The organism is Limosilactobacillus portuensis (assembly GCF_014838735.1).
Classification (GTDB): Bacteria; Bacillota; Bacilli; order Lactobacillales; family Lactobacillaceae; genus Limosilactobacillus; species Limosilactobacillus portuensis.
Genome location: NZ_JABUXQ010000024.1, coordinates 1 through 20687, shown reverse-complemented (window position 1 = coordinate 20687; position 20687 = coordinate 1). Strand labels below are relative to the sequence as shown.

15 protein-coding genes and 1 pseudogene are annotated in these 20687 nt (G+C 38.6%); 2 read left to right on the top strand and 14 right to left on the bottom strand.

The genetic code is table 11. The features are described 5' to 3' along the window. Positions 1-66: 66 nt before the first annotated feature. The 11 genes from HUK49_RS08285 to HUK49_RS08235 form a co-directional block, all read right to left on the bottom strand. Positions 67-2058 carry a pLS20_p028 family conjugation system transmembrane protein gene (locus HUK49_RS08285; RefSeq protein ID WP_191913368.1) on the bottom strand — a complete coding sequence of 664 codons (1992 nt, stop codon included), beginning with the start codon at positions 2056-2058 and terminating at the stop codon, positions 67-69. After that, complete coding sequence (locus HUK49_RS08280) at positions 2028-2477, bottom strand: hypothetical protein (protein WP_191913367.1); 450 nt, start codon at positions 2475-2477, stop codon at positions 2028-2030. Before HUK49_RS08280 ends, HUK49_RS08285 begins: the two co-directional genes overlap by 31 nt. Positions 2478-2482: 5 nt before the next feature. Next, complete coding sequence (locus tag HUK49_RS08275) at positions 2483-5440, bottom strand: VirD4-like conjugal transfer protein, CD1115 family (RefSeq protein ID WP_191913366.1); 2958 nt, start codon at positions 5438-5440, stop codon at positions 2483-2485. A gap of 106 nt (positions 5441-5546) precedes the next feature. Beyond that, the gene (locus HUK49_RS08270; protein ID WP_191913365.1) at positions 5547-6710 is read right to left on the bottom strand and encodes a hypothetical protein; all 1164 of its coding nucleotides are present in this window, start codon (positions 6708-6710) and stop codon (positions 5547-5549) included. Between the two features lie 166 nt (positions 6711-6876). Further along, positions 6877-9354: a coiled-coil domain-containing protein gene (locus HUK49_RS08265; protein WP_191913364.1), complete on the bottom strand. Its 2478-nt coding sequence runs from the start codon at positions 9352-9354 to the stop codon at positions 6877-6879. Positions 9355-9493: 139 nt separating this feature from the next. Further along, positions 9494-9784 carry a DUF1097 family protein gene (locus HUK49_RS08260; RefSeq protein ID WP_191913363.1) on the bottom strand — a complete coding sequence of 97 codons (291 nt, stop codon included), beginning with the start codon at positions 9782-9784 and terminating at the stop codon, positions 9494-9496. Positions 9785-9864: 80 nt separating this feature from the next. After that, positions 9865-10152 (bottom strand): hypothetical protein, encoded by a 288-nt coding sequence (locus HUK49_RS08255; protein ID WP_191913362.1) that lies wholly within the window; start codon positions 10150-10152, stop codon positions 9865-9867. Further along, positions 10145-12052 carry an AAA family ATPase gene (locus tag HUK49_RS08250; RefSeq protein ID WP_235981067.1) on the bottom strand — a complete coding sequence of 636 codons (1908 nt, stop codon included), beginning with the start codon at positions 12050-12052 and terminating at the stop codon, positions 10145-10147. Before HUK49_RS08250 ends, HUK49_RS08255 begins: the two co-directional genes overlap by 8 nt. 17 nt (positions 12053-12069) lie before the next feature. Continuing rightward, a complete protein-coding gene (locus HUK49_RS08245) occupies positions 12070-12891 on the bottom strand; it encodes a hypothetical protein (protein WP_191913361.1) in 822 nt (273 codons plus the stop codon). A gap of 8 nt (positions 12892-12899) precedes the next feature. Continuing rightward, positions 12900-14987, bottom strand: coding sequence for a DNA topoisomerase (locus HUK49_RS08240; RefSeq protein WP_191913360.1), 2088 nt, complete (start codon positions 14985-14987; stop codon positions 12900-12902). Positions 14988-15101: 114 nt separating this feature from the next. After that, the gene (locus HUK49_RS08235; protein WP_191913359.1) at positions 15102-16265 is read right to left on the bottom strand and encodes a toprim domain-containing protein; all 1164 of its coding nucleotides are present in this window, start codon (positions 16263-16265) and stop codon (positions 15102-15104) included. A gap of 251 nt (positions 16266-16516) precedes the next feature. On the opposite strand from HUK49_RS08235, the gene tnpA reads away from it, so the two are divergent. Then, positions 16517-16948 (top strand): IS200/IS605 family transposase, encoded by a 432-nt coding sequence (gene tnpA / locus HUK49_RS08230; RefSeq protein WP_191913358.1) that lies wholly within the window; start codon positions 16517-16519, stop codon positions 16946-16948. Next, a complete protein-coding gene (locus HUK49_RS08225) occupies positions 16945-18105 on the top strand; it encodes an RNA-guided endonuclease TnpB family protein (RefSeq protein WP_191913357.1) in 1161 nt (386 codons plus the stop codon). The genes tnpA and HUK49_RS08225 overlap by 4 nt, the downstream gene beginning before the upstream one ends. A 476-nt stretch (positions 18106-18581) precedes the next feature. Here HUK49_RS08225 and HUK49_RS08220 read toward each other — a convergent pair whose 3' ends face one another. The 3 genes and pseudogenes from HUK49_RS08220 to HUK49_RS08215 all read right to left on the bottom strand — a co-directional run. Next, positions 18582-18806: a hypothetical protein gene (locus HUK49_RS08220; protein ID WP_191913356.1), complete on the bottom strand. Its 225-nt coding sequence runs from the start codon at positions 18804-18806 to the stop codon at positions 18582-18584. A gap of 31 nt (positions 18807-18837) precedes the next feature. Then, on the bottom strand, positions 18838-18999 hold the full coding sequence (locus tag HUK49_RS11560; protein ID WP_328797265.1) for an LPXTG cell wall anchor domain-containing protein: 162 nt from the start codon (positions 18997-18999) through the stop codon (positions 18838-18840). 117 nt (positions 19000-19116) lie between these two features. Then, a pseudogene (locus HUK49_RS08215) lies at positions 19117-20553 on the bottom strand (SspB-related isopeptide-forming adhesin); the annotation flags it as partial. Positions 20554-20687: the final 134 nt, after the last annotated feature.

The following is a 20687-nucleotide window of genomic DNA, read 5'->3' as shown; positions in this document are numbered from 1 at the left end:
ACGTAAATTAATTCTGTATACAACAATTGCCAACTAAAAAAGCCAGCTTTACAGCTGACTTTTTTATTAATCTAATTGGTCACTATCACGACCATGAAGATTCCCCGTTCCAATATTGAATCGGTGATTCTTAAGGTATTGAGTTGAATGTTGCCGAACGGATCTTGAGACATTAGAAACCCGATTGCCGGTAGATTGAAGTACATTACCAATGCGTACACCTGCATTTGGTGTTGATGTACTTGCTGATGTACCAGTACTTGGTGATTGAGTTTGTCCAACACCTGAAGAAATGTCTGAACTAGTAGTACCTCCATCAAATGTAGGCTTTTCTTCTTGAGGTTGACCGGAACTCATATCATTGAGCTGGTCTGCTTGTCCCTCAAAACTATCATCCTTTGGTAAACCGTTTTGATTACCAATCCCATTCTGTCCGTTTGGATCAAACTTGTCATTATCGTTTAAGTTAGGATCGTTTTCCCAACTATTTTCAGATTCAGGAGTATCAAGGCCATGATTATTAGGATCTTCTGCCACATTAGCATTAGGATCCATATTCATGTTTTGAGTAGGATCATTAGAACCGATTCCAGTTGGATTTTGGTTAGTTGGATCATCTGAGACAGGGTTCATATTTTGAATATCGCCCATAGCATTTTGCTCAGTGCCATTTAACCACCCATTTTGATCTTGGCTATCTGGGGTCTGACCACTAATTCCATTATTAGCTTCATTCCGATTAGATGATCCATTGTTAATGTTAGAACTATTGATTCCATTTTGTGGATTATTAACATTCTGACTGTTTTGATCACTGGTTTGACTAGCTTTATTCTGATTAGTTTGGTTACCAGACTTTGAAATTCCGGTTGGGTTGTTTTGATTATTCTGTGAGCCACCCTTTTGATTTTGCTGATTGGCATTAGTCATTTGTGGATTGTTTTGTCCATTTTGTTGCGAACGACTACTTGAAATACCATGAGCATTATTTTGGTCATTCGACTTGCTAGTTGAACCACTACTACTGTTAGAGTTACCTCGGCTACTAGTAATACCGTTGGTCCGATTATTACTAAAGCGACTAACAGCACCGCCAACTTTACTCATCGCCCCACCGGCTAAGCCTACTGCGGCACCACCAGCAGCACCGCCTAACGCACCAACAGCCATTGCTTGTCCTGCTTCATCAGATAGACCTTGAGATACACCTGTTACTCGTTCAAGGTAATTGAGCCCACCGAACATAGCAAATGCACCACCGGCATACAGCATCAGAATAACAATGCTTCGCTCGAACCAGTTCATACCAGGAACCTTAGCTTGGCACACTACTAGCCCAATTAAGTAGACTCGAATTAAAGCCATCATAAAGACAATTGAAGTATACATACCTGCAATAGAAGAGATTAAATCCCTTAATTTCTTAGTAGATCTGATACTCCGGTAAGCCACTAAAGGAGCAATAAAACTCATTAAAGTTAATTCATACGAATCTTTACATACCCGAATACCGGCAATAAGGAGAACAACGCCAATAATGATACCTTGACCAATAAGGCCAATCCAGTTAACCGAATAACGTGAATAATATCTATCGTTCAAAGTTCCTAACCCAGCATTAGAATTTTTAGCTATGATATAACCACCGTCGACTTGATTGTGTTCATCTTCAAGGTGGTAGTTCATTGCCGCTTCTCCAGCCTTATATTTGCTTAACTTCAAATCATCATTCATTGTCTTCTTATCTAAGTATTGACCGAAGTCCATTTTCTTAACATCTTTAGCAGAATTAATAACATTCCAATTAGCTACATTCCGAATTTTCTTTGCTTCTGGCTTGTACTTAAAATTACCAAAATCTCGCCTAATCAGTGTGCTTAAATCAATCACATTGTTTTTTATTGGCTGAACAGCAATATCAGTTGTCATTTCGGTACCCTTGACACTCTTAATTGCACTTTCAGCGTCAACGGCAACCGTATTAAACATTTGCATCATCATCGGTAATAAAGTCATTGTCATTGCGGCTAATACAACATTAGTACCAATTTTCCCCAATCAGAGCGGTGCATTAAGGACTGAAAGGCAACAATAAGTAATCCAAGTGCTAATAATGACCACCCCATAAACTGAAAGAAATACCATAGTCCATATAAAGGACCACTAGAATTAGAGATATTCCCTTCCCAACCTAAAAAGCTAAATACTGTGTCGTAAATATTTTCAAGTCCTTTATCGGTCGCAAATATGAGATTAACCGTCGCTTTTTGTAAGTATCCATAAGTGGCATGGAGAAAGCCATAATTTAAATGTAAATAGGAAGACCAGTTTATATAGAAATTAATGACCGTGCCTGTATCGCCATCAGGAATTTTAGTATAGGGACCTCCAGCAGCTGCCGTACTGAAAGAGGATTCCGTAATTGCAAACAGCGATAGCTTGGTTAGGGCATATTTAATTAGTGCAATTAAGTCCAACTTTCTCATCCTTTCATTAAATTATTAATTTTTTGTTTAATCGTTTCTCGAAGCGAGTTGTATAACCCTGAGTTACCAGCAAATAATTCTCTTAAATATTCCCAATCATTATGTTTTGGATCTCGCCAGAAGTCATAAGTTCGATTGAAAAATTCTTGGCGAACTTCTGAAGGTGGAACATCCTTAAGATAGCTATAAATTAAGGCATTTATATCAGTTAAGAAGCGGTGATTATCTAAGATGAAGTCATCAAATATTGGCTTATTTTCTGGTTCATCACCTATTCTCGTAGTATCTTGACTGCTTTGAAAACTAGTGTCAGAAACATTAGCGTTAACATTCTCTTGTGATTCACCGGTTTCTGTCTTTGACTCTGGTTCCGGTGTGGCGAAGCTTCCACTTTCTTCATCAGTTTCCGTGTCATCATCGGTATCAGTTGAAATTAGTTGTAAATAAGCATCGTCATAATTAATTCTGATTTTGTCTAAGTCTAAATTACGATGGGGAGCCTTAATCCCAATATCCGCAACAGTTTGTTCATCATTGTATTCATCTTGAAGAAACTTATGGATGAATGGCATCTTAGTAACCCCGTGTGCAAAGATTGGATAAGCCATGATCGAATGATCCTTTTGATCTTGGCGGTAAGTCGTCCGTAACGTTAACATTTCACCACCCATGAAATTAGTTAACTCGGTTGGCGAGAGAATCGGTTGACTAATATAAGAGCTGTTAACATTTCCACTTTGCGAATCACCACGTTTACTACTATTGCTGGTAACATCAACTGTCCGCTTCCCTGCTAAAGTAGAAATCGTTTGTGCGGTTTTACTTGAATTAGTCAGAATATAGAGCCAGTTAGCACAATTAGCTTTAATTGTGTCTGCCTGACTCTTTGAATAATGATCTTCAAACTGTTCAAGGTTCTGTACGAAAAGATCGAACAAAATCCCGGCAGATAGTCCAATTGATATTTTTGTTTCCATCTTATTAATCGTTGGAATGTTACCAAACTCGTTTCCAACGATATGAGTTCGGGTAACCAACTTACGGCCATTCTTTTCTGCCATTTTCCATAAGGCATTAAATAGTTGGTCAACAGCAAACGCTGGAATTTGGTTATAAGAAGGATTGTTTGGCGGTGTAACCATGAACAATGCTACCGGAGCTTCTGAATAATCAAATTCAGTTTTAGTTAATTCTCCATGAAGCTGATTATCATTAACCGCTAATGAGACCCGACTAAGTACCGGTTTTTGGGTGTACTCATCAATAACATAATTGTTGCGATCTAGCCCTTTTCGCTTAAAGACTTTCCGCCCAGCAAAGGTTATATAATCATTCATAATTACTGGTTTATTACGTCGGAAATTAAAGGATACTTCAATATTAAAGTTTTCCGGTAGTTTCTCTCGGACGGCATAATCTAAATGGCATAACTTATCTACCGAACAGTTGTTAGTTTCAATTACTTTTCCCGTTGAATCGGTAATTTTAATAATTGCGGTACTAAAACGATATTCCTTAGGAAATACCAACTTTAAGCGACGAGGGAATCCCAGTCGTTCAAAGTCTAAGGTATTCAACGACGTTAAGCGGCCAATACTGGTTTGCAGGTAAATCTTAATCGGTCCAATTGCCGAACTATAGATGTTCCCTTGGGTTTCGTCACCAGAGAATTTACTTTGAGCAAATGAATCAAGCGCCATTTGACGCCAGCGACTATAATTTGAAGATTGCAGTTGACGTAACTTAGTAAAGTACATAACTAGCATGGGTTTCTTAGCAATTGGCTTATCATCGTCAACTTCTGGTAAATCGTCATCCTTACCAGGGATAATTTGTCCCTCTTTATTAATCAGGACTTCTTTCCCACCTAAGTCAGTCATCATATGGATAACGTTATCCATTGTGATCTCTTTCCAATTCCGGTTGTTTCGTTCTGCATGGTCAATTAAGGCTAAAACAAGACTACTTAGCAGGTTGATTGAAGATTCTTGCCAAAACTTATCTTTAGCATTGGGATCAGCATAAATTGTCGTAGCTAGCGAGTTAATTGCTTCTTGCGCTTCATCATAATAACCATCCTTAGCATAATTAATGACTGCTTGGAGTGGGTTATAAGACATTGAATAGTTAGTATCACTAACATTTAGCACAGCAATTTCATATCCTCGTTTTTTGAGGTTTAAATAAGTCTTCGCTAATGTTTCCGTCTTGGGGTCAAAAATTGCCATAGAGCACTTCTTAGCTGCTCGAGACAAAATATCAATTAACGGAGTAACTTCAGTCTCATCCTTACCAGAACGAGTAGTACCAATTCCTAAAGTATTAACAGTGGTTTGGTCGATTGCATAAAACCCTTTAGTAAACTTAGTTGTATGTGACAACCAAGGCTTTAAGTAATCACGAACGAAAAGCACTGGATGGTACTTAATAAAAATTGACCATGGTTGGAAGTGAGCAACCGGCACTCCACCGTATCCTGGAAATTCAAGATCCCGATCAGCAATCATTGGATATTGACGTAAAATTTCTGGTTCAGACGTTAGCCGGTCATTACCATATTGATTAGCTTGTCGTGGTCGCCAGCGAGCGTGAATTCGTAAAATTGGTCGTGACCAGAAAATTATAAAAGTAATCTCTAAAACTAAGAAAATTACTGGAAATTGCTTAGCAATGGCGAAATTTCCTAAATTGCTTATTGAAGCAGCCTGATCTAATTCATTTCCATAAGTTGCATTAGTTTGACCAAGGAATAAACCATGTAAACCGTTTTTAGTTACTGGATCTTGGAAGAACGTCCAAACTCCACCAAGTACTCCGGTAAGCCAGCACATGACAATACTGGAGATAACAATTGTTATTAAGTACATAAATACAAGACCACCTGGAGAACCGAGAAAATGTGGTTTTTCCTCTTTTCTTTGGCGCTCTTTATCGTAATCATGATGCAATATCATTTTTGAAAGGCTCCTTTTCAATTCATCAGAGCTAGATTAAGACGGTTACCTCAATCGACAATCTTTCGCCAAATAAAAAAGCAGTACTAAAAGTACTGCCTAATTTCTATTTCTTCTCTTTGGCGTCACGACGATGCTTAATTACATGACCTAAGCCAATACCGGCTAATATGCCACTCATGGCTAAACCAATTCCCTTTTCAACTGCTGGTTGAGCCTGATCAGCACTAGTTTGGGGCAAAGTCTGCGCACCTTGTCCATTACTTTGTGCACCATTAGCGCTACCTGCTGAACTTCCTCCACCGTTAGCATTACTTGGATTACTGGAAGCTGAAGAAGAACTGGCGCTGGAGTTAGAACTGGGGTTTGCTCCTGAACTAGTACCATTTGAGTTTGAAGCAGCTGTACCATTTCCACTAGTACTACTGTTAGGATCTGGAAGTGCTGTTGTCTTATCGGTACTTTCATTAGCTGATTTAGCCTGATCATTAGTAGATGAAGTAGTATTTGCTTGAGAGCTTTGAGTCGAAGCTGAGTTGGCTGATGAACTACTACCATTAGGATCCATCAGCGTAGTAGCATTTGATTGCTTCGTTGAACTAGCTGAATTGCTGGATTTAGCCGAACTAGCGTCTGACTTAGAATCCTGACTATTGGAAGTTGATGAATTACTACTAGAATCCTTGCTGCTAGAACTAGATGAACCGTCACTATTAGGATCCATCGAATCCGTTGACGAAGTACCACTGTCATCAGCTGGTTTAGTAGTTGATTTGTTCCCTTTAGTAGTAATTGTAGTTGTGACTACCACTGTTGAACCATCATCACTAGTAGTCGTCTTAGTAGTGATTTGCCTTCCAGCTTTTCCCTTTACGGTAACAACATCATTATCCGTAGTATCCTTAGCTACATAAACATTCCAAACGACTTTCCCGTCATTGTCACTATAATGTTTGTCTTTGCCACCTTTTGCGGCTAGATCATAAACAAACTTGTCAGTCCGCTTATAGCCATCTGGCAACTTTAATTTAGTATCATTTGCAAAGGTTTTCCCGTTACTTGCTAAGGTGAGTTGCTGGTGTCCCACTGTTTTACCAGTTTGTTGATCAATAAAATCAACTTCTTGGGTGTCAGTAACTTCAAGTGAATCTGATGCTACATCAGCGTGAATAGTTGATGATTGACTATTCATAAAGCCAATTGATGATCCGGTTGCTAACAAAGCTGCCAATAGAAATTGACTAGAAAGCTTACTATAACTAGATTTCATAGGCATATCCCTTCATTTCGTATAATTTTGAAATTAAGAAGAGTTCTTCTTAATTCACCTTAAAACTACCGCTCCTAACTCATTACCAATCTTTCGCCAAAAAAGCTCAAGGGACGTAAAATCCTTTGAGCTTTTAAGATATTAAGAAGGTATAAGCAGAAAATGATTAATTTGCCTCAGCAACCCGAGTGGCTAAGTAATTATTTCCAGCAGTTTGCAATAAGTTTTGGGCTTGCGTAGCTCGGTAGTGATCATTCATCTTCAAATCATTTCCCATCGACTTAACCGCTGCATTAGCTGCAGAGGCATCATTATCAATGATTGCTTTATCTAGGTCATAGTATTTTTCATTGGAATATTTAGCTAATTTACTCCGTGAGTTTTCATGGAGTGCGACTAATGCTTTCTTATTAGCCTCACTTTGAGAAATGCTTTGTGGGGTAGCCTTCTTAGCAGCGGCCACCTTAGCATTCATCATTTTAGTCATCTCAACCATTTGTTGATTATGAACTTGCTGCTGATGATAAAGAGTATACCCACCAGCACCAATAAGTAATAACGAGAAGATTACTAATCCAGTAATTAAACGCCTGAAACCTTTAAGCATTAATTTCATCTGCTGATCACTTACTGACGAGTTAGCTGGTTGCTTATTAGCCTCGCTAGCTTGAAAATTAGGTGTATTGTTACCAAGCATACTAGCTACCTGCAGATCTACCAACTTTTGTAACATATCATTAGTTTCGGTATTAGCTTTATTAACTTTGTCATTGGCTTGCTTGGTAGTTAAGTTGTTAACTTGCTGGTGCAATCCATCAATAGTGTGCTTATTAGCGTGAAGCAGAGCTTCCTGGTCTTCATTAATCTTTTGTAGCTTATTTTTTTCAGCAGTAACTGAACCTAATTGGTTTTGCACCTCTTGTAATTTCTGATTAGCTTGTTTCAAGTCATCATATGGTGTTTCTAGTCGATGCTTTTCATTTTCAACTCGTTGTTGTGAGATATTAACTTCCTTAGCGCTATTGTTTTCTTGAAGTGTCTTAATCTTAAATTTGTCCAAGTCATCATTCATCTTATGGAAAGCTTCCTGTAAGACCTTATCGCCGTCAGAACGCAATTGGGAAGATAAAGTTCGAGCATTAAGTTCAAGTTGCAAAGAAAGCTTTTGAACTAATTTTTCTTCGGCTTTTTGCAATTCTGCATCATGTTTAGATAGGCGATCCTTAAAGATCGACTCAGCTTGCTCAGTGTATTTCTGGTTAATTGAGATTTCGCTATCTTGCTTTTTGACTTTAGTCTGATGTTCAATTTCATGCACTTGTGCATGATAAGCTTCTTGGGCTTGATCAAGTTGTTTTTGTTGGTCAATATCAAGTTTTTGATTTGCTTCATCAATCTCAACGTTGGCTTTTCCTTGCATTTCTGCTTGAATATCACTAAAGATTTTATCATCGTCATGTTGGTGTTCAGCATGGAATTTCTTAACTGCTTGATCAACCTTTTTACTAGCTTCCTGACGATCTTTGATAATTGCCTTTTCGTTCTTATCAGAAATTTGCGAAGCAATCTTACGTAGTTCTACATTAAAGGTTTTCCGTTTTTGATTAACCTGATAATCAACATATCCTTCAGTACCAGGTTCAACTGGATCAAAAACGGCCACGCTAAATTGTGGAGCTTCCACATGCCCCTTTGTTTGGGCATTAGCTACCTGATCTTGAGCTTCATCTTCAATACTCTTTCGAATGGTTCTTCGAGTCAAACTATGATCAACCTTTGGTGCTTCACTCTGAGTTTGACTGGCTGGTGCGGCAACCGTTGACGATGCGCCTAAGGTCCTTACCCCTTCACTATTAACTGATTCAACTAATGAACTAGCGCTTGAATTAACAGTAACCGGAGCTTCTTTAGGAGTATTATTTACCGTTGTTGCTGCAGCTGCTGATTGAGAATGCGGATCATAGAGTGACTGGGAGCTTGGATCATAGATCGGGGTATCTGTCCGGACTGGAGTATCATCCTTAACCATACTTGGATTAGCTAAAGCCGGAATTGTTAATTTCACGTTACCCGACTCTGTTTCTTCAACGGTTGGAAGCTTAGCAACTTCACTTTCAGATAAATGAGTTGATCTTAAATAAGCATCTCGAGTTTCCTTACAATAATCTATTTTTTCTTCATAAGTACCATTATTTTCGGGATCGTTAAAGATCTCTTCAAAAATCTTAACCGTCATGTTTTGATACTCGCTAGAAATAAAGAACTCATGTCCTTTACCTTCTAAACGGATTTTTTCATGCGGATTACCGTCTGGAGAACCAATTTTACCAACTTTTGTCTTTTTATTTGGATCATATTCCCAAATACTAAAGTAAGCGAAAGTAATTGGTTTAGCTGTTTTAGCTGCAATATCACGTAGCTTAATGAAAAAATCTTCAGCACTTTCAAAACTAGCAAATGGTAATGTTTCGCTTATTGCCGGTTTATTATTTTGTTTTTGCTCACCTGAAACAGAATCTAAGGCATTCTTTACTTCTGCATTATTCTCCGGAGCAAATTCTTTAGCCAGCTCAAAGCGGACTAGATAATGGTCATCAAAGGGCAGGCCTTTACCATGACCAAATAATTTATTGATTAGACCCATACCTTAATATCTCCTTAATATATTTATAATCACTAATAGCATAGGGAAGTATTAAGCCTTAGCAACTTTTGCCACAAAAAAGAGCCTACACTTTGGTAGACTCTTTTCTTGAAATCAAGCTTGGAAAACAGAGGATTAACTAACTGAAGCCACCGCCACCCATAACGCCTTTGATGTAACTAATAATAGCAACGGCAATTAGGGCAACGCCAACACCAGCACTTACTTGTAGCCACAGGTGTTTACCCTTTCGCTTACCTTCTTCACCAGAGCTGTAGTAGTAACCACCGACAACAAACAGGACGGCTCCGAAAACTAGAAGAACCATGGTGAGTCGACCACCAAGGCTGTTTAAGCCGGAACTAATGTTGTCAAATGCATCATTTAGGTAAAGTGATGGTAAGACTTGAGTCGTGAACCAAGTTTTCATTACTCTCTAACCTCCTTTATTAATGAGTTCAGAGGTTAGAATAGTAATGATTTAAGAAATACAATCTTTCGCCAAAGAAGTTAGTTTTGCTGGTTTGAATTATCAGAATTAAATGGTTGTGATTCCTGTGGCTCTTTATATGGTACCTGTTGAATAACCTTCTGGTACCAAGAATCCAATTCACTCGCTGATTTAATATGATAATGTTTAACAATTTTCTCTCCTAGTTCAATAAAAGCTTTGTCTGTTTCTTCCTCTTGCGAAGAACGCAGTTTTGCCTTTTCGTCCTTTAAAGTTTTCTGGGCTTTTAATACCGCTGCTGCTTGTTTATTAGTCTTATTTGAATCTAGTAAAACTTTCTTAGCCATTTAATACACTCTCCTCATCTGGCAATAAACTCCATTTAATTTGTCGACCATTCTTGTTGTGTCGTTGCTGGGGCATCCGTTGGTATTCATTTCGATTATCAATAATGGAAGCCTTTATGCGGTGACGATTGTTATTTGAGTCCGATTCCAACTGTAAGACGTCCATACTAATAATTGATGTAAACTCTTTATTAATTTCCCGTTCAAGCGGTCGAGCGCCATTCTCAACGTCCGTCCCAACATCAGCTAAGTAGTTAAGGACGTCATTTCCATACTCAAATTTGAATCCCCGGCTAGCTAAACGTTTGTTAAGCACTTGTAAATCATGATTGGCAATTTGCAAGATAATATTCCGAGTTAACATGTTAAAGACAATTTTGTGGTCAATCCGGTTAACAAATTCTGGCCGAAAGATAGTCGTTAATTCATCCTGAATTAACTGTCTAAATGCTCGTTGACGCCGTTCAAGAGTTAAAAGAGAATCCTCATCGTCTAATTTAGAATATTTATTAACAACTTTAATTGCTTTAACCGAAGCTTGATAGCTTTGCCGATCAGCAATTAGTTCCGCAGCTAGGTTAGTGGTCATGATAATAATGCAATTACGGAAGTTAGTCGATCGTCCACGACTATCACGAAGTTCTCCAGCGTCGAGGATTTGCAGTAAGCGGTCATGGACCGGAGTACACGACTTTTCAATTTCATCTAACAATAAAATACAATATGGTTGTTTCTTCAGAGTTTGTGTAACCATATGTTGAAAATGTTCAATTGAATCTCGTTCACTAAATTCAGACATATCAAAGCGAACTAAGGAGCGGTAAGAATCAAATAAGTAGTACGAAAGGGCTAAGGCTAAGGCGGTTTTACCAGTTCCGGTTGTTCCTAGGAATAAGAACGAAGCTAATGGCCGATTAGGTGACTGTAAACCTGCTTTAGCAATCGCAATTGCATTAGAGACTTCATTAATCGCCCGGTCTTGTCCTTTAACCAGTTTACGGAGGTTGCCAGGCAACTTACGCAAGCGTTCAGAATCATTACTTAATACTGTTGTTACTGGAATTCCCCGCATTTCTTGAAGAACTAAGGCAATATCTTTCAGATCAACCACTTTTTGTTTTTTAGTAGCCGCAATTGCACCAGCTTGATCCAATAAGTCGATTGCCTTATCTGGTAGGTAACGATCTGCAATATAGCGAACTGAGAGATTGACTGCTCCTTTTACGGCTGCATCAGTATAAGTGACGTCATGGTAATCTTCATAGTTCTTTTGGATTCCTTTGAGAATGGTAATTGCTGTTTCTGGTGTTGGCTCCTCAACATTAACCTGTTGAAAACGACGTTGTAGCGCTGGATCTCGTTCAATGAATTTGTAATATTCATCGAGAGTCGTTGACCCAATTAACTGAATTTCACCCCGAGCCATCGCAGGCTTTAAGACATCACCCAAATCTAGCGCACCGTTAGCTTGATCAACTCCCATAATGGTATGAATTTCATCAATAAACAGAATAACTTGGCGGTGACTAGCTTTAACTTCTTCAATAATCTTGAGAAAAATACCGATGGGGTCTTCTCGTCCTAAATTGGCAATTTGTAACACCCGGATATGCTTACCAGCCAATTGCGGACCAACTTTTCCGATGGCAATATTGCGAGCCAATCCTTCGACAATTGCGGTTTTACCGACCCCAGCGTCACCAATCAAAATTGGGTTATTCTTGGTCTTTCGAGCCAAGTTATACTCTACTTGGCGCATTTCCTGATCACGAGCAATCGCCTTAAAGTTATTGGGGTTTCTTTTGGCCGCTTCGGTTAAATCATCGGTATATCGTTCCAAGACACTTTTCCTTTTCGTCTTAGAGCTTGTTTCTTTAACTAGACGTTGATTATCACTCAATGCTAAGCCTCCTTACTTTATAGTCCACTGCTTAAATCAACAGATAATGGTCCGGCATCTAGGGGACCATTTTGTTGATCAACATCTTGTTCTTGGTCATCAGCCACCAGATTAGTTGAATCAGTTGTGTCACTATCATTAGCGCTAATCTCACTTGATGATTGGGTGTCTTGATCAGCTAAAACTGCATCATTATTGGATTCACTATCGTCTTCATCTTGATTATCCTCATCATCAAAGAAGTTGTTAGTAATTGACGAACCAGTCCCTTGCTGAACGGCTTCTTTTTCTGGATCAACAACTTTCTTTCGTTGATGTAAATTAAAATCATGGGACACCGGTGTTTTTACGTCACTCAGTGGTTCCTCATCACCTTCGTCAGAGCTTACACTGTCAACATTAGGTTGATAGTTATATCCATAAGCAGAAAAATCATCTTCAGGTTCTTGATTATCAGAATTGTTTAGCGAACTAAGAGAAGGTTGTTGTTGTGACGAAACTGATAGATCGCCCATGCGTTGATAAATCTTATTAAGCCATAAAATAATGGTGTCATTATTGCTTGTCGCTAATGTTGGAGAAATTTCTTCAACTGGGCTAGCTTTTTTGAGATTCAACATTGTTTGGGATAATTCAGGAATAACCGTTGTTTCTAACCTTAGCTTCCAGTCACTCCCCGGTTCTGGTTGGCTATCATTAACGAAATAATCCATCCATTGCTTAGAAGAGATAATTAAAGTTAAGTCACCAGACTTAGTTGAAAAATTAACTAACAGGTGGCTTTTTTCGTTGTTTTGATTAGGTTTTGCACTCTTAAACTTTGCTTCAATTTCAAACATAATATGCCTCACTTTTTCTTATTACTCTTATCAAAATCGGGAATAAAATTAATATACGTCTTACCACGGAACTTTTTAGGCCCCAGACTACCAGTAATCGACTTACGACCATATTTAAAGGTAATCGACTCACCTTGAGAAAGGGCTTGTAGCTCTGCATTAGTAAAGGTATGCTTACCCCAAATTTTCTTAAAGTGAATTGTTTTCCCTTGATATTCAAAGTCGACATAATCTTTGGGATCCTTTTTCTTAGGAAGCGGAATCGTTTGCTTAATTAGGTCTACATTTTTAACCATTACTGGTAAGTCATGGCTAATTACTTGATCTAAGGTTGCTAAAACAGCTTCAGGCTTCACTTTGAACTCACCGACTGCTTGCATTAATTGAAACAGCTGAACCGTAACTTGCGGTGAAGCAATATAAGTATCTTGAGCAATTAAGGCCGCCATTAATCCTTGTTGGGTTAAATTTAGTTTTTCTTTATTAGCCGTCAACAAATAACTATTCTCTTTAGGATCACTAATTGACGAAATCGTAGATTGTTGAGTTGCCGGAGTCCCAATACTGTACTTGTAGCTATTAAGTCGACTATATAACCATTTCTTAGTCGGCCAAGCTGGTTTAGGATTAGCCCCACAGTAAATGAATCCTCGGGCCATCGTACCTGGATCTGGTTTTTTTGCCGGTAAGTTAGTTTGCCCTTGAAGAATTATTCGATAGTTGTAGTTAGCTGGTTGAGTATATGAACAAACAAAGTCTGGATACTTAGTTAAATGCGCTTTAACTTGGTAATACTCATAATTCTCACCTAAGATAGCTAACGCACAGACAGCTACCTGAGTGTAAATATCGACAGCACAATCTTGTTCTTTCTTTGTCTTAAAGATTTCTCTGATTTCATCTAAAGATCGAGGAACTTTACTTCCCGGACGGTTAGCCCCGTGCGTTGCCGACTTCTTTACTAACTCTTTTCTAGGAGTTAGGTGAGTTAATAGGTTAGGATCAACACCAACTAGATTAGCGATTTGATTACGATTTTTGACTAATTCGTCAAATTGAGCCGGAGTAACCGTCCTATCGTCTGAACGGGGATATGATAGGAATTTATACTTCTGGTACATAACTTGGTAAACATTCTGGATCATCGAACTAGAATAGCCCTTATGCGAAAGCGTACCGTCCAACTTAGTTAAATCAGTAAAAGTATGGAGAATCTGGGACTTTAGTTGTTTACTATCTACTGTCACGGGAGTTGGCGATTGATAATTCTTTGATTCTTCAATCGCACCTTTTTTATCTAAGTGTCGGATCTGTTCGATTGTCTCTTCATCGCTTTTATCAACCTTCCGGGAATAGATAAAGCCTTGATTATCCTTAAATTTAATCTCGTAGAAGGGTCTTTTAACATAGTTTTTAATAGCCAATAATCGTTGGTAAATTAAAGAAATAGCAACCGATTTTAAGCGTCCTTCATTAATTACTTTGACGTAATAACCAGCGTTCTGAACTAATAACGTTGCCGCTTCTGTTAATTGCATCGAACCATAGTCCCAACAATTACGAGTATTACCTTTAACAAACCACCCATCTTTATCTTGATTAGAGACATCGTGCAAATTTTTCATTGCTTCTTGAATGGCTGCTGGGCTTTCATCAGCGTGGTATTCTCGATATACAGGACCATGCCACCCAATATAATTAATAATCTCCCAAGCTAATAATTCCCCTTCGCCAGTCGTCGCATCGGTATCTGTTGCGATCACAATTGCCTTGGCATTATTACTAGCTGCTTTTATTTCTTTTAAGAGACTCAATACCTGACGATCTGGCTTTTTAGTTTTTTTATTTCTTTTAGGAACCTTTTTCCAGCTAAAATCATGTAGATTCCAAGGAATATTTTCCAAATTCCACTTTTTGAACTTGGCAGCAAGGGAAGGCATCACCTGGTTTTCGGGATCATCTAGCTCCAGCAAGTGTCCCCGAGCATGAACCAATTTATAAGAATGATTATTAAAAAAGCCAGTTTCTCCGCCTAAAGCTTGAACAAATTGGTCAAATTCACTAGTTTTTTCGGTAAGAATTAAATAGTCATACAAAGCAGATCCGTCCCTCTCCTACTAATTTGTTATTTCCAACATACATGAGAGCCTTTAAGCAAGCCAAATTTCGCCTAAAAGCGCAAAAAAGCCGACTCCAAGAGTCGACTTAATTTACCGTTGTTGTACCTTGGGTTGATATAAATTGCCAAAAGAGTCTGGTTGGTTTTCAGACGGCTTTTTCAGCTGCACTGAATGTTGTTCTGGGCGTGAATGCAACTTAGTTTCCTTTTCTTCCGGAAAACGATCTTTATTTTCAGCTACATACTTTTCATAAGATTGACTTTTGAGTTCATGATCAATTCCTTTTTGGAGTTGTTCATTCCAATCCTTATATTTGGTTGGCGGTTGATCCACCACAAACTTCATCTTTTCAAATGCTGGGATCCTTAATGATTGCATCCAATCATATCGTTTCTTAGCTTTATTAACGCCCTTAAAGCCTGCCTTATCTGTATCGAAACAAATATGTAATTCAGCCGGCACGCCAAAGTTTGCGATAAATTTAGGTAGGGTTTCAACCTTTGTTCCCGCCCCGTTAATAGATAGGAAGCGTTGCTTACCCGGATATTCACAGCCATGCATTTGTGCAAATGATAATGCGTCAATTGGGCTCTCAAAGACATATAGGCGTTGAGGTGCATTACCAAAATTACAAGAGAAATGAAAACCTAAATCTTTTTGCGATCCCCAGGCAACTTTCTTCTTGGTTCCCCGCTTACCAAATTTTTGATGGTTAATGTAAGTTCCCTGTTCATCGCCACCAACTTCTTTCATCTTGTGGTTATACCAAACAAAGAAGGCATTACCATTCGGTAATTCTCTCACTAAGCCGGTCTGATACATGGCATTAACCAATTTGGAACTAAGTTTGCGCACTTTAGTAAAGTATTCCAGTGAACGTTTCGGGTACTTTACTCCCTGATGTTTGTAAGATTGGTAAACCTTCTTAATTGTCTGAACTTTAGGAATTGTACGTTGGTGTTTGGCAAGTGCCGGACCCATTTTCTCAAGTAAACTGAGAGCCTCTTTGCCTGAATAGTTTTCATAATATCTCAAGAAGTGAAACAAATTTCCCCCTATGCCTTGACTGTTCCAGTAGAAAGTCTCATAAGGTTTATTAGGAGTAATTCGGGTATCAATTACCAAGGAGTCATGATCTTTTAAGCGTAAATAATTAGCATCTTGGGTATAAGGGATTCCCTTTAAATCTAAATAACTTTGAATTGATTGACGACAAAGAGCATCCATTTCTTTGTCGGAAACAGTTGATGGCATTTCAGTTCACTCCTCATTAAAATTAAAAGGAGTACAAAAAGGCCCCTTTACCAATGAATATAGGTAACTTCAGTGGTAAATGAACCTTTTGCCATATAATGACACTTATACAAAAAGAGTTGCGGTATATAAGTTTGTGAATATACGTATACCAGAAATCTGCTCTTTTTAATAGTGTGTCTTTAATATAGGCGACTAATAAAAAATTGCCAAACAATACAAGTCAGTACTTAAGTGTTTAATGATACTAATTGATATTAAAACAAGATAATATTTATTTCCTATTGTGTTATATTAATTATCATTTAATTTTGGGAACTAAATATCGTAACAAAGTGCTGAAAGGACACGTGGAAGAAGTCTTGAAGCGATCACTATATGAGATTGCTTCAAAATACGGGTTTACGATTGCACATATGGAGATTGGTAAAGACGACCATATCCACTTATTGGTTAGTGCACCACCAAAACTGTCAGTAACCAATATCATGCGCTGGCTTAAAGGAATTTCAGCTTGGCAATTATTTAGAGAATGTCCAGAACTGCAAATCAGTTACTGGAAAAAACATGGTCGTCATCTATGGTCACCCAGCTACTACGTGGAAAGTATTGGAGCTGTTAATGAACAAGCGGTAGCTAAATATATTGATGATCAGCGTCGAAAAGAGGTGAAACTAAAATGACAGAAGCCATTAAGGGAATCAAGCTCCGCTTGTATCCCAATGAAAAACAAAGGCAGCAGTTATGGCAAATGTTTGGTAATGATCGTAAGGTCTGGAATCTGATGCTTGGTATGGTGAAAAAACGTTATAAGAATAACCCTAGTAGTCAATTTGTGAATGAGTATGGTATGAATTACTTGCTCAAACGGCTCAAACAGGAATATCCATATCTGAGAACCAGTGATGCTACTAGTTTTCTCGTCGTTAATCATAACCTAGCACAATCCTTTAAAATGTTATTTAAACATCGAGGTGGCTATCCCCGTTTTAAAAGTCGCCACGCTTTGCGGCAATCCTATACGGGGCGGTCAACTTGTAAGGTAATTGCTAAGCGACGGATACAATTACCAAAACTAGGCGGTATTCGAACTAGCAAAACTAGCTACATTGGAAAAGCTAAAATCAAACAATATACGGTTAGCTACGACCCAACGGGTCGGTATTACTTGTCGTTGCAAGTAAAAACGGAAATTAATGAATTACCTAAAACTGGAAAGGCTGTTGGCCTTGACGTTGGTATAGCTGATTTGGCTATCAGCTCTGATGGAATCAAGTATGGTACTTTCCACACTAAATGGTTAGAGAAACAAGACACTAAGTGGCAATCCAAGTATAGTAAACGTAAGTATCGAGTAACTGTTGCTGTTCGACAATGGAATCATAATCACGAAGATATCAAAGAAGATATAAGCGATTACCAAAATTGGCAACGAGCTCAACAACAAAAAGCCCGCTACCAACAAAAGATAGCGAATCAACGAAAAGATTATTTGCATAAATTGACCACGAACTTAGTAAAACAATATGATGTGATTGTCATTGAAGATTTGAAAACCAAGAATCTTCAGAAAAATCACCACTTAGCTAAATCCATCGCCAACGCAAGTTGGTATCAATTTAGAACCATGCTTGAATATAAATGTGCTTGGTATGGTAAACAATTAATCGTTGTTAAGCCGAACTACACTAGTCAAATCTGTAGTACTTGTGGGTATCACAGTGGAAAGAAACCGTTAGAAGTTAGAGCATGGACTTGTTCTAAATGTGGTACTAATCACGATCGGGATATTAATGCGGCAGTTAATATCTTACATAAAGGATTAAAAGCCGTTGGCTAGGGACTAGCCGTGGTAAAAGAACGAAGTTCTGTAAGTTAGGTAGCGTGAATACACGTGTAAGATCCTAAATACTACTCCGTGTTCCCAGAAGCTCGGTCATTTATGGCCGAGTAGTTCACGATCTTATGGTTTGATGCATGGCTTAGCACCCCAAAGAAATAATTGGTGAACTTAACCTTGTCCCCCCCTGGTAGACAAGGTTAGATAAAAAGACTTATCTTAGTTCAACTCAAAAAGCACTTCATAGTACCTGTTTAGATACTGTGGAGTGCTTTTCACGTCAATTTCAAAGTTATTAAGCTAATTTATAGTTAGACACAATTTTGATCTCAAGTTTGTCCCCCCGGGGGACAAGGTTTAGATCCAAACTACTTTTATTTATTCCTAATTCCTTAAATTATATCAACCTTGTCTACCAGGGGGGGACAAGGTTAAAAAAGATGCCCTACAGAATCAAACTGTAGAGCATCCTTTTATTAATGTTGTTTCAATGGCATCTGTGGGGAGAAATTCCTATCTTGAAGCTGCGCTTGAACTTTAGGTAATGGATTAGGTTCCATTGAAACATATCTTAAACATTGGAGTTGTTCATGGAGAGATAATTGACGTTCTAACTTTGACCACCTCGGAGAATTAGTGATCCCAGCTTGAGTGAACTCCAATTGTCGATCAGATAACTCGTCTAACTGAACCAATGACATAAGCTAACATCCTTTCGATAGAAAGACTTGATTAAGCAAAATCCTTCTTACGCTTCAAACCAAATGAACCAAGAGCTAACAGCAAGCCAACAAATCCAGCAGCTGCAGCTTGGGAACCATCATTACCGGTTTGTGGTAATTCCTGTTGTGGCTCAGCTTTTGGTTGAACTGGTGCCGGAGTTACGGCAGCAATAACCGGTTGCGCAGGAGCTTCAACCTTTGGCTGTGCCGGTTGTGGAGTTTCTGGCTTAGGAGTTGGTGTTGGCGTCTTAGGAGTTCCTGGCTTCTTTGGTTCATCAGTATGGGTCTTAACTGTGTTAGATACATACTTCTTACCATTGATAATGTTGGTGTACTTGTTAGTAACATCACCGGCCTTAACCCGCTTCATGTTGAGGTAAACTGAAGCACCAAAAGCACTCTTATCAATATCAACCTTAGCTAAGAAGTCCTTATCAAATTCAACATCAACTGCCCCGTTTTCAGTATCAATTACTTGGGTGGTGTACTTAGTAACATCAGTTCCCTTCTTCAGAACGGTACCATCAGTTAACGTTACATCAGTATCAAGCAAGACACTGTACTGACCATTGTATTGGTCATGTACTTGGTCGTAATCATCTTGGAAGCCATATTGAGTAATTGGGTTTCCTTCGTTAGCTGGCAACATTGTTCCGGTCAACTTGTAATCAAAGTTCTGGTTGAGCTTGATATTACTGTTGTTAAGGCTCTTTTGATTATCAACGGAGATAACAACGTCCTTCGTTGGATTAATCTTTGGTACCTTGTTAGAAACAATGTTAGTAGCATAACCATTACCGAAGTCGAATTGGTATGCAGCGTTCTTGTATTCACCGTTGAAGGCATCCTTAACGACCATCGGCATCTTGATACTTACGGAATCACCAGTTTGAACATATTGCTTGAAGTAGCTTGCTGGATCATCAGCTGAGGCCACGATAAAGGAACCGTTTAATTTAATTCCGGACTTAGCTACCGCAGCTTGAACATTAGCCGGTGCTTCACTAAAGGACTTGTAAACCTTGTAAGACATACCCTTAACTGTTTGACCCTTACTATCTACCGCAACAAACTTGCTGGTATCAACATCAAGAGCATCTTCTGGGTAATCATCAATGATGTAAAAGCCTTTAGCGATAGAGTCATCACTAGCCTGAACTCCCTTGTAGTCGGAGTAATCGGCATTAACCTTGAAGACGTTAGTGTCACCAGGAAGCATGTACTTGCCATCAATGTTAACACCTTTGTCATTAAGGTCTTCCTTGACTGGCTTTGGCGCATTAGGTGTCTTGTTTTCAACGGTGTTGGAAGTCGTCTTAACCCCGTTAGTGTATAAGTCATAAGAGTTCTTAATATCAGAGCCATCGCCTTGAGCAGCAACAAAGAGGTCAATAATTGGGGTGTCAACCGACTTAGTGAGGTCTTGGTTGTACCGATCAAGCAAGTAACTATCTTCATCAAAGGTTAACTTCTGACCATCTTGAGTTAGATTAACGTGTTCAGTAACATCAACTAACTTGCCATCAGCACCCTTGATGAAGGCCTTGTACCCAAGGTATTGAGCCTTACTATCAAGTGTATCAACGATTGAACGAGAAGTAATCTTCTGTGCCCGGTTAGCTGGTACATCATCAGTTGTCAAACCGTAAGTTAAGGTAGTTCCCTTAGCAACATTTTGACCATTGACGGAGTTTTGAATCTTCCCAGATTGTTGGTTAAGACCAACATCCTTAGTCGGATGTTAACAACGGTTTTAAAATGTAGGAAATCACCGATTTGAAATTGTCGGATTTCCTACATTTTTTTATACTGGTTTCATCAATTATTTGAGGTGATTGTATGAAATCAGAGTTGAAAAAG

Excerpts from the sequence above, each read along its gene's own strand:
- HUK49_RS08275 (WP_191913366.1), bottom strand. The coding sequence starts at position 5,440 with ATGATATTGCATCATGATTACGATAAAGAGCGCCAAAGAAAAGAGGAA.
- HUK49_RS08270 (WP_191913365.1), bottom strand. The coding sequence starts at position 6,710 with ATGAAATCTAGTTATAGTAAGCTTTCTAGTCAATTTCTATTGGCAGCT.
- HUK49_RS08265 (WP_191913364.1), bottom strand. The coding sequence starts at position 9,354 with ATGGGTCTAATCAATAAATTATTTGGTCATGGTAAAGGCCTGCCCTTT.
- HUK49_RS08260 (WP_191913363.1), bottom strand. The coding sequence starts at position 9,784 with ATGAAAACTTGGTTCACGACTCAAGTCTTACCATCACTTTACCTAAAT.
- HUK49_RS08255 (WP_191913362.1), bottom strand. The coding sequence starts at position 10,152 with ATGGCTAAGAAAGTTTTACTAGATTCAAATAAGACTAATAAACAAGCA.
- HUK49_RS08245 (WP_191913361.1), bottom strand. The coding sequence starts at position 12,891 with ATGTTTGAAATTGAAGCAAAGTTTAAGAGTGCAAAACCTAATCAAAAC.
- HUK49_RS08235 (WP_191913359.1), bottom strand. The coding sequence starts at position 16,265 with ATGCCATCAACTGTTTCCGACAAAGAAATGGATGCTCTTTGTCGTCAA.
- HUK49_RS08225 (WP_191913357.1), top strand. The coding sequence starts at position 16,945 with ATGACAGAAGCCATTAAGGGAATCAAGCTCCGCTTGTATCCCAATGAA.
- HUK49_RS08220 (WP_191913356.1), bottom strand. The coding sequence starts at position 18,806 with ATGTCATTGGTTCAGTTAGACGAGTTATCTGATCGACAATTGGAGTTC.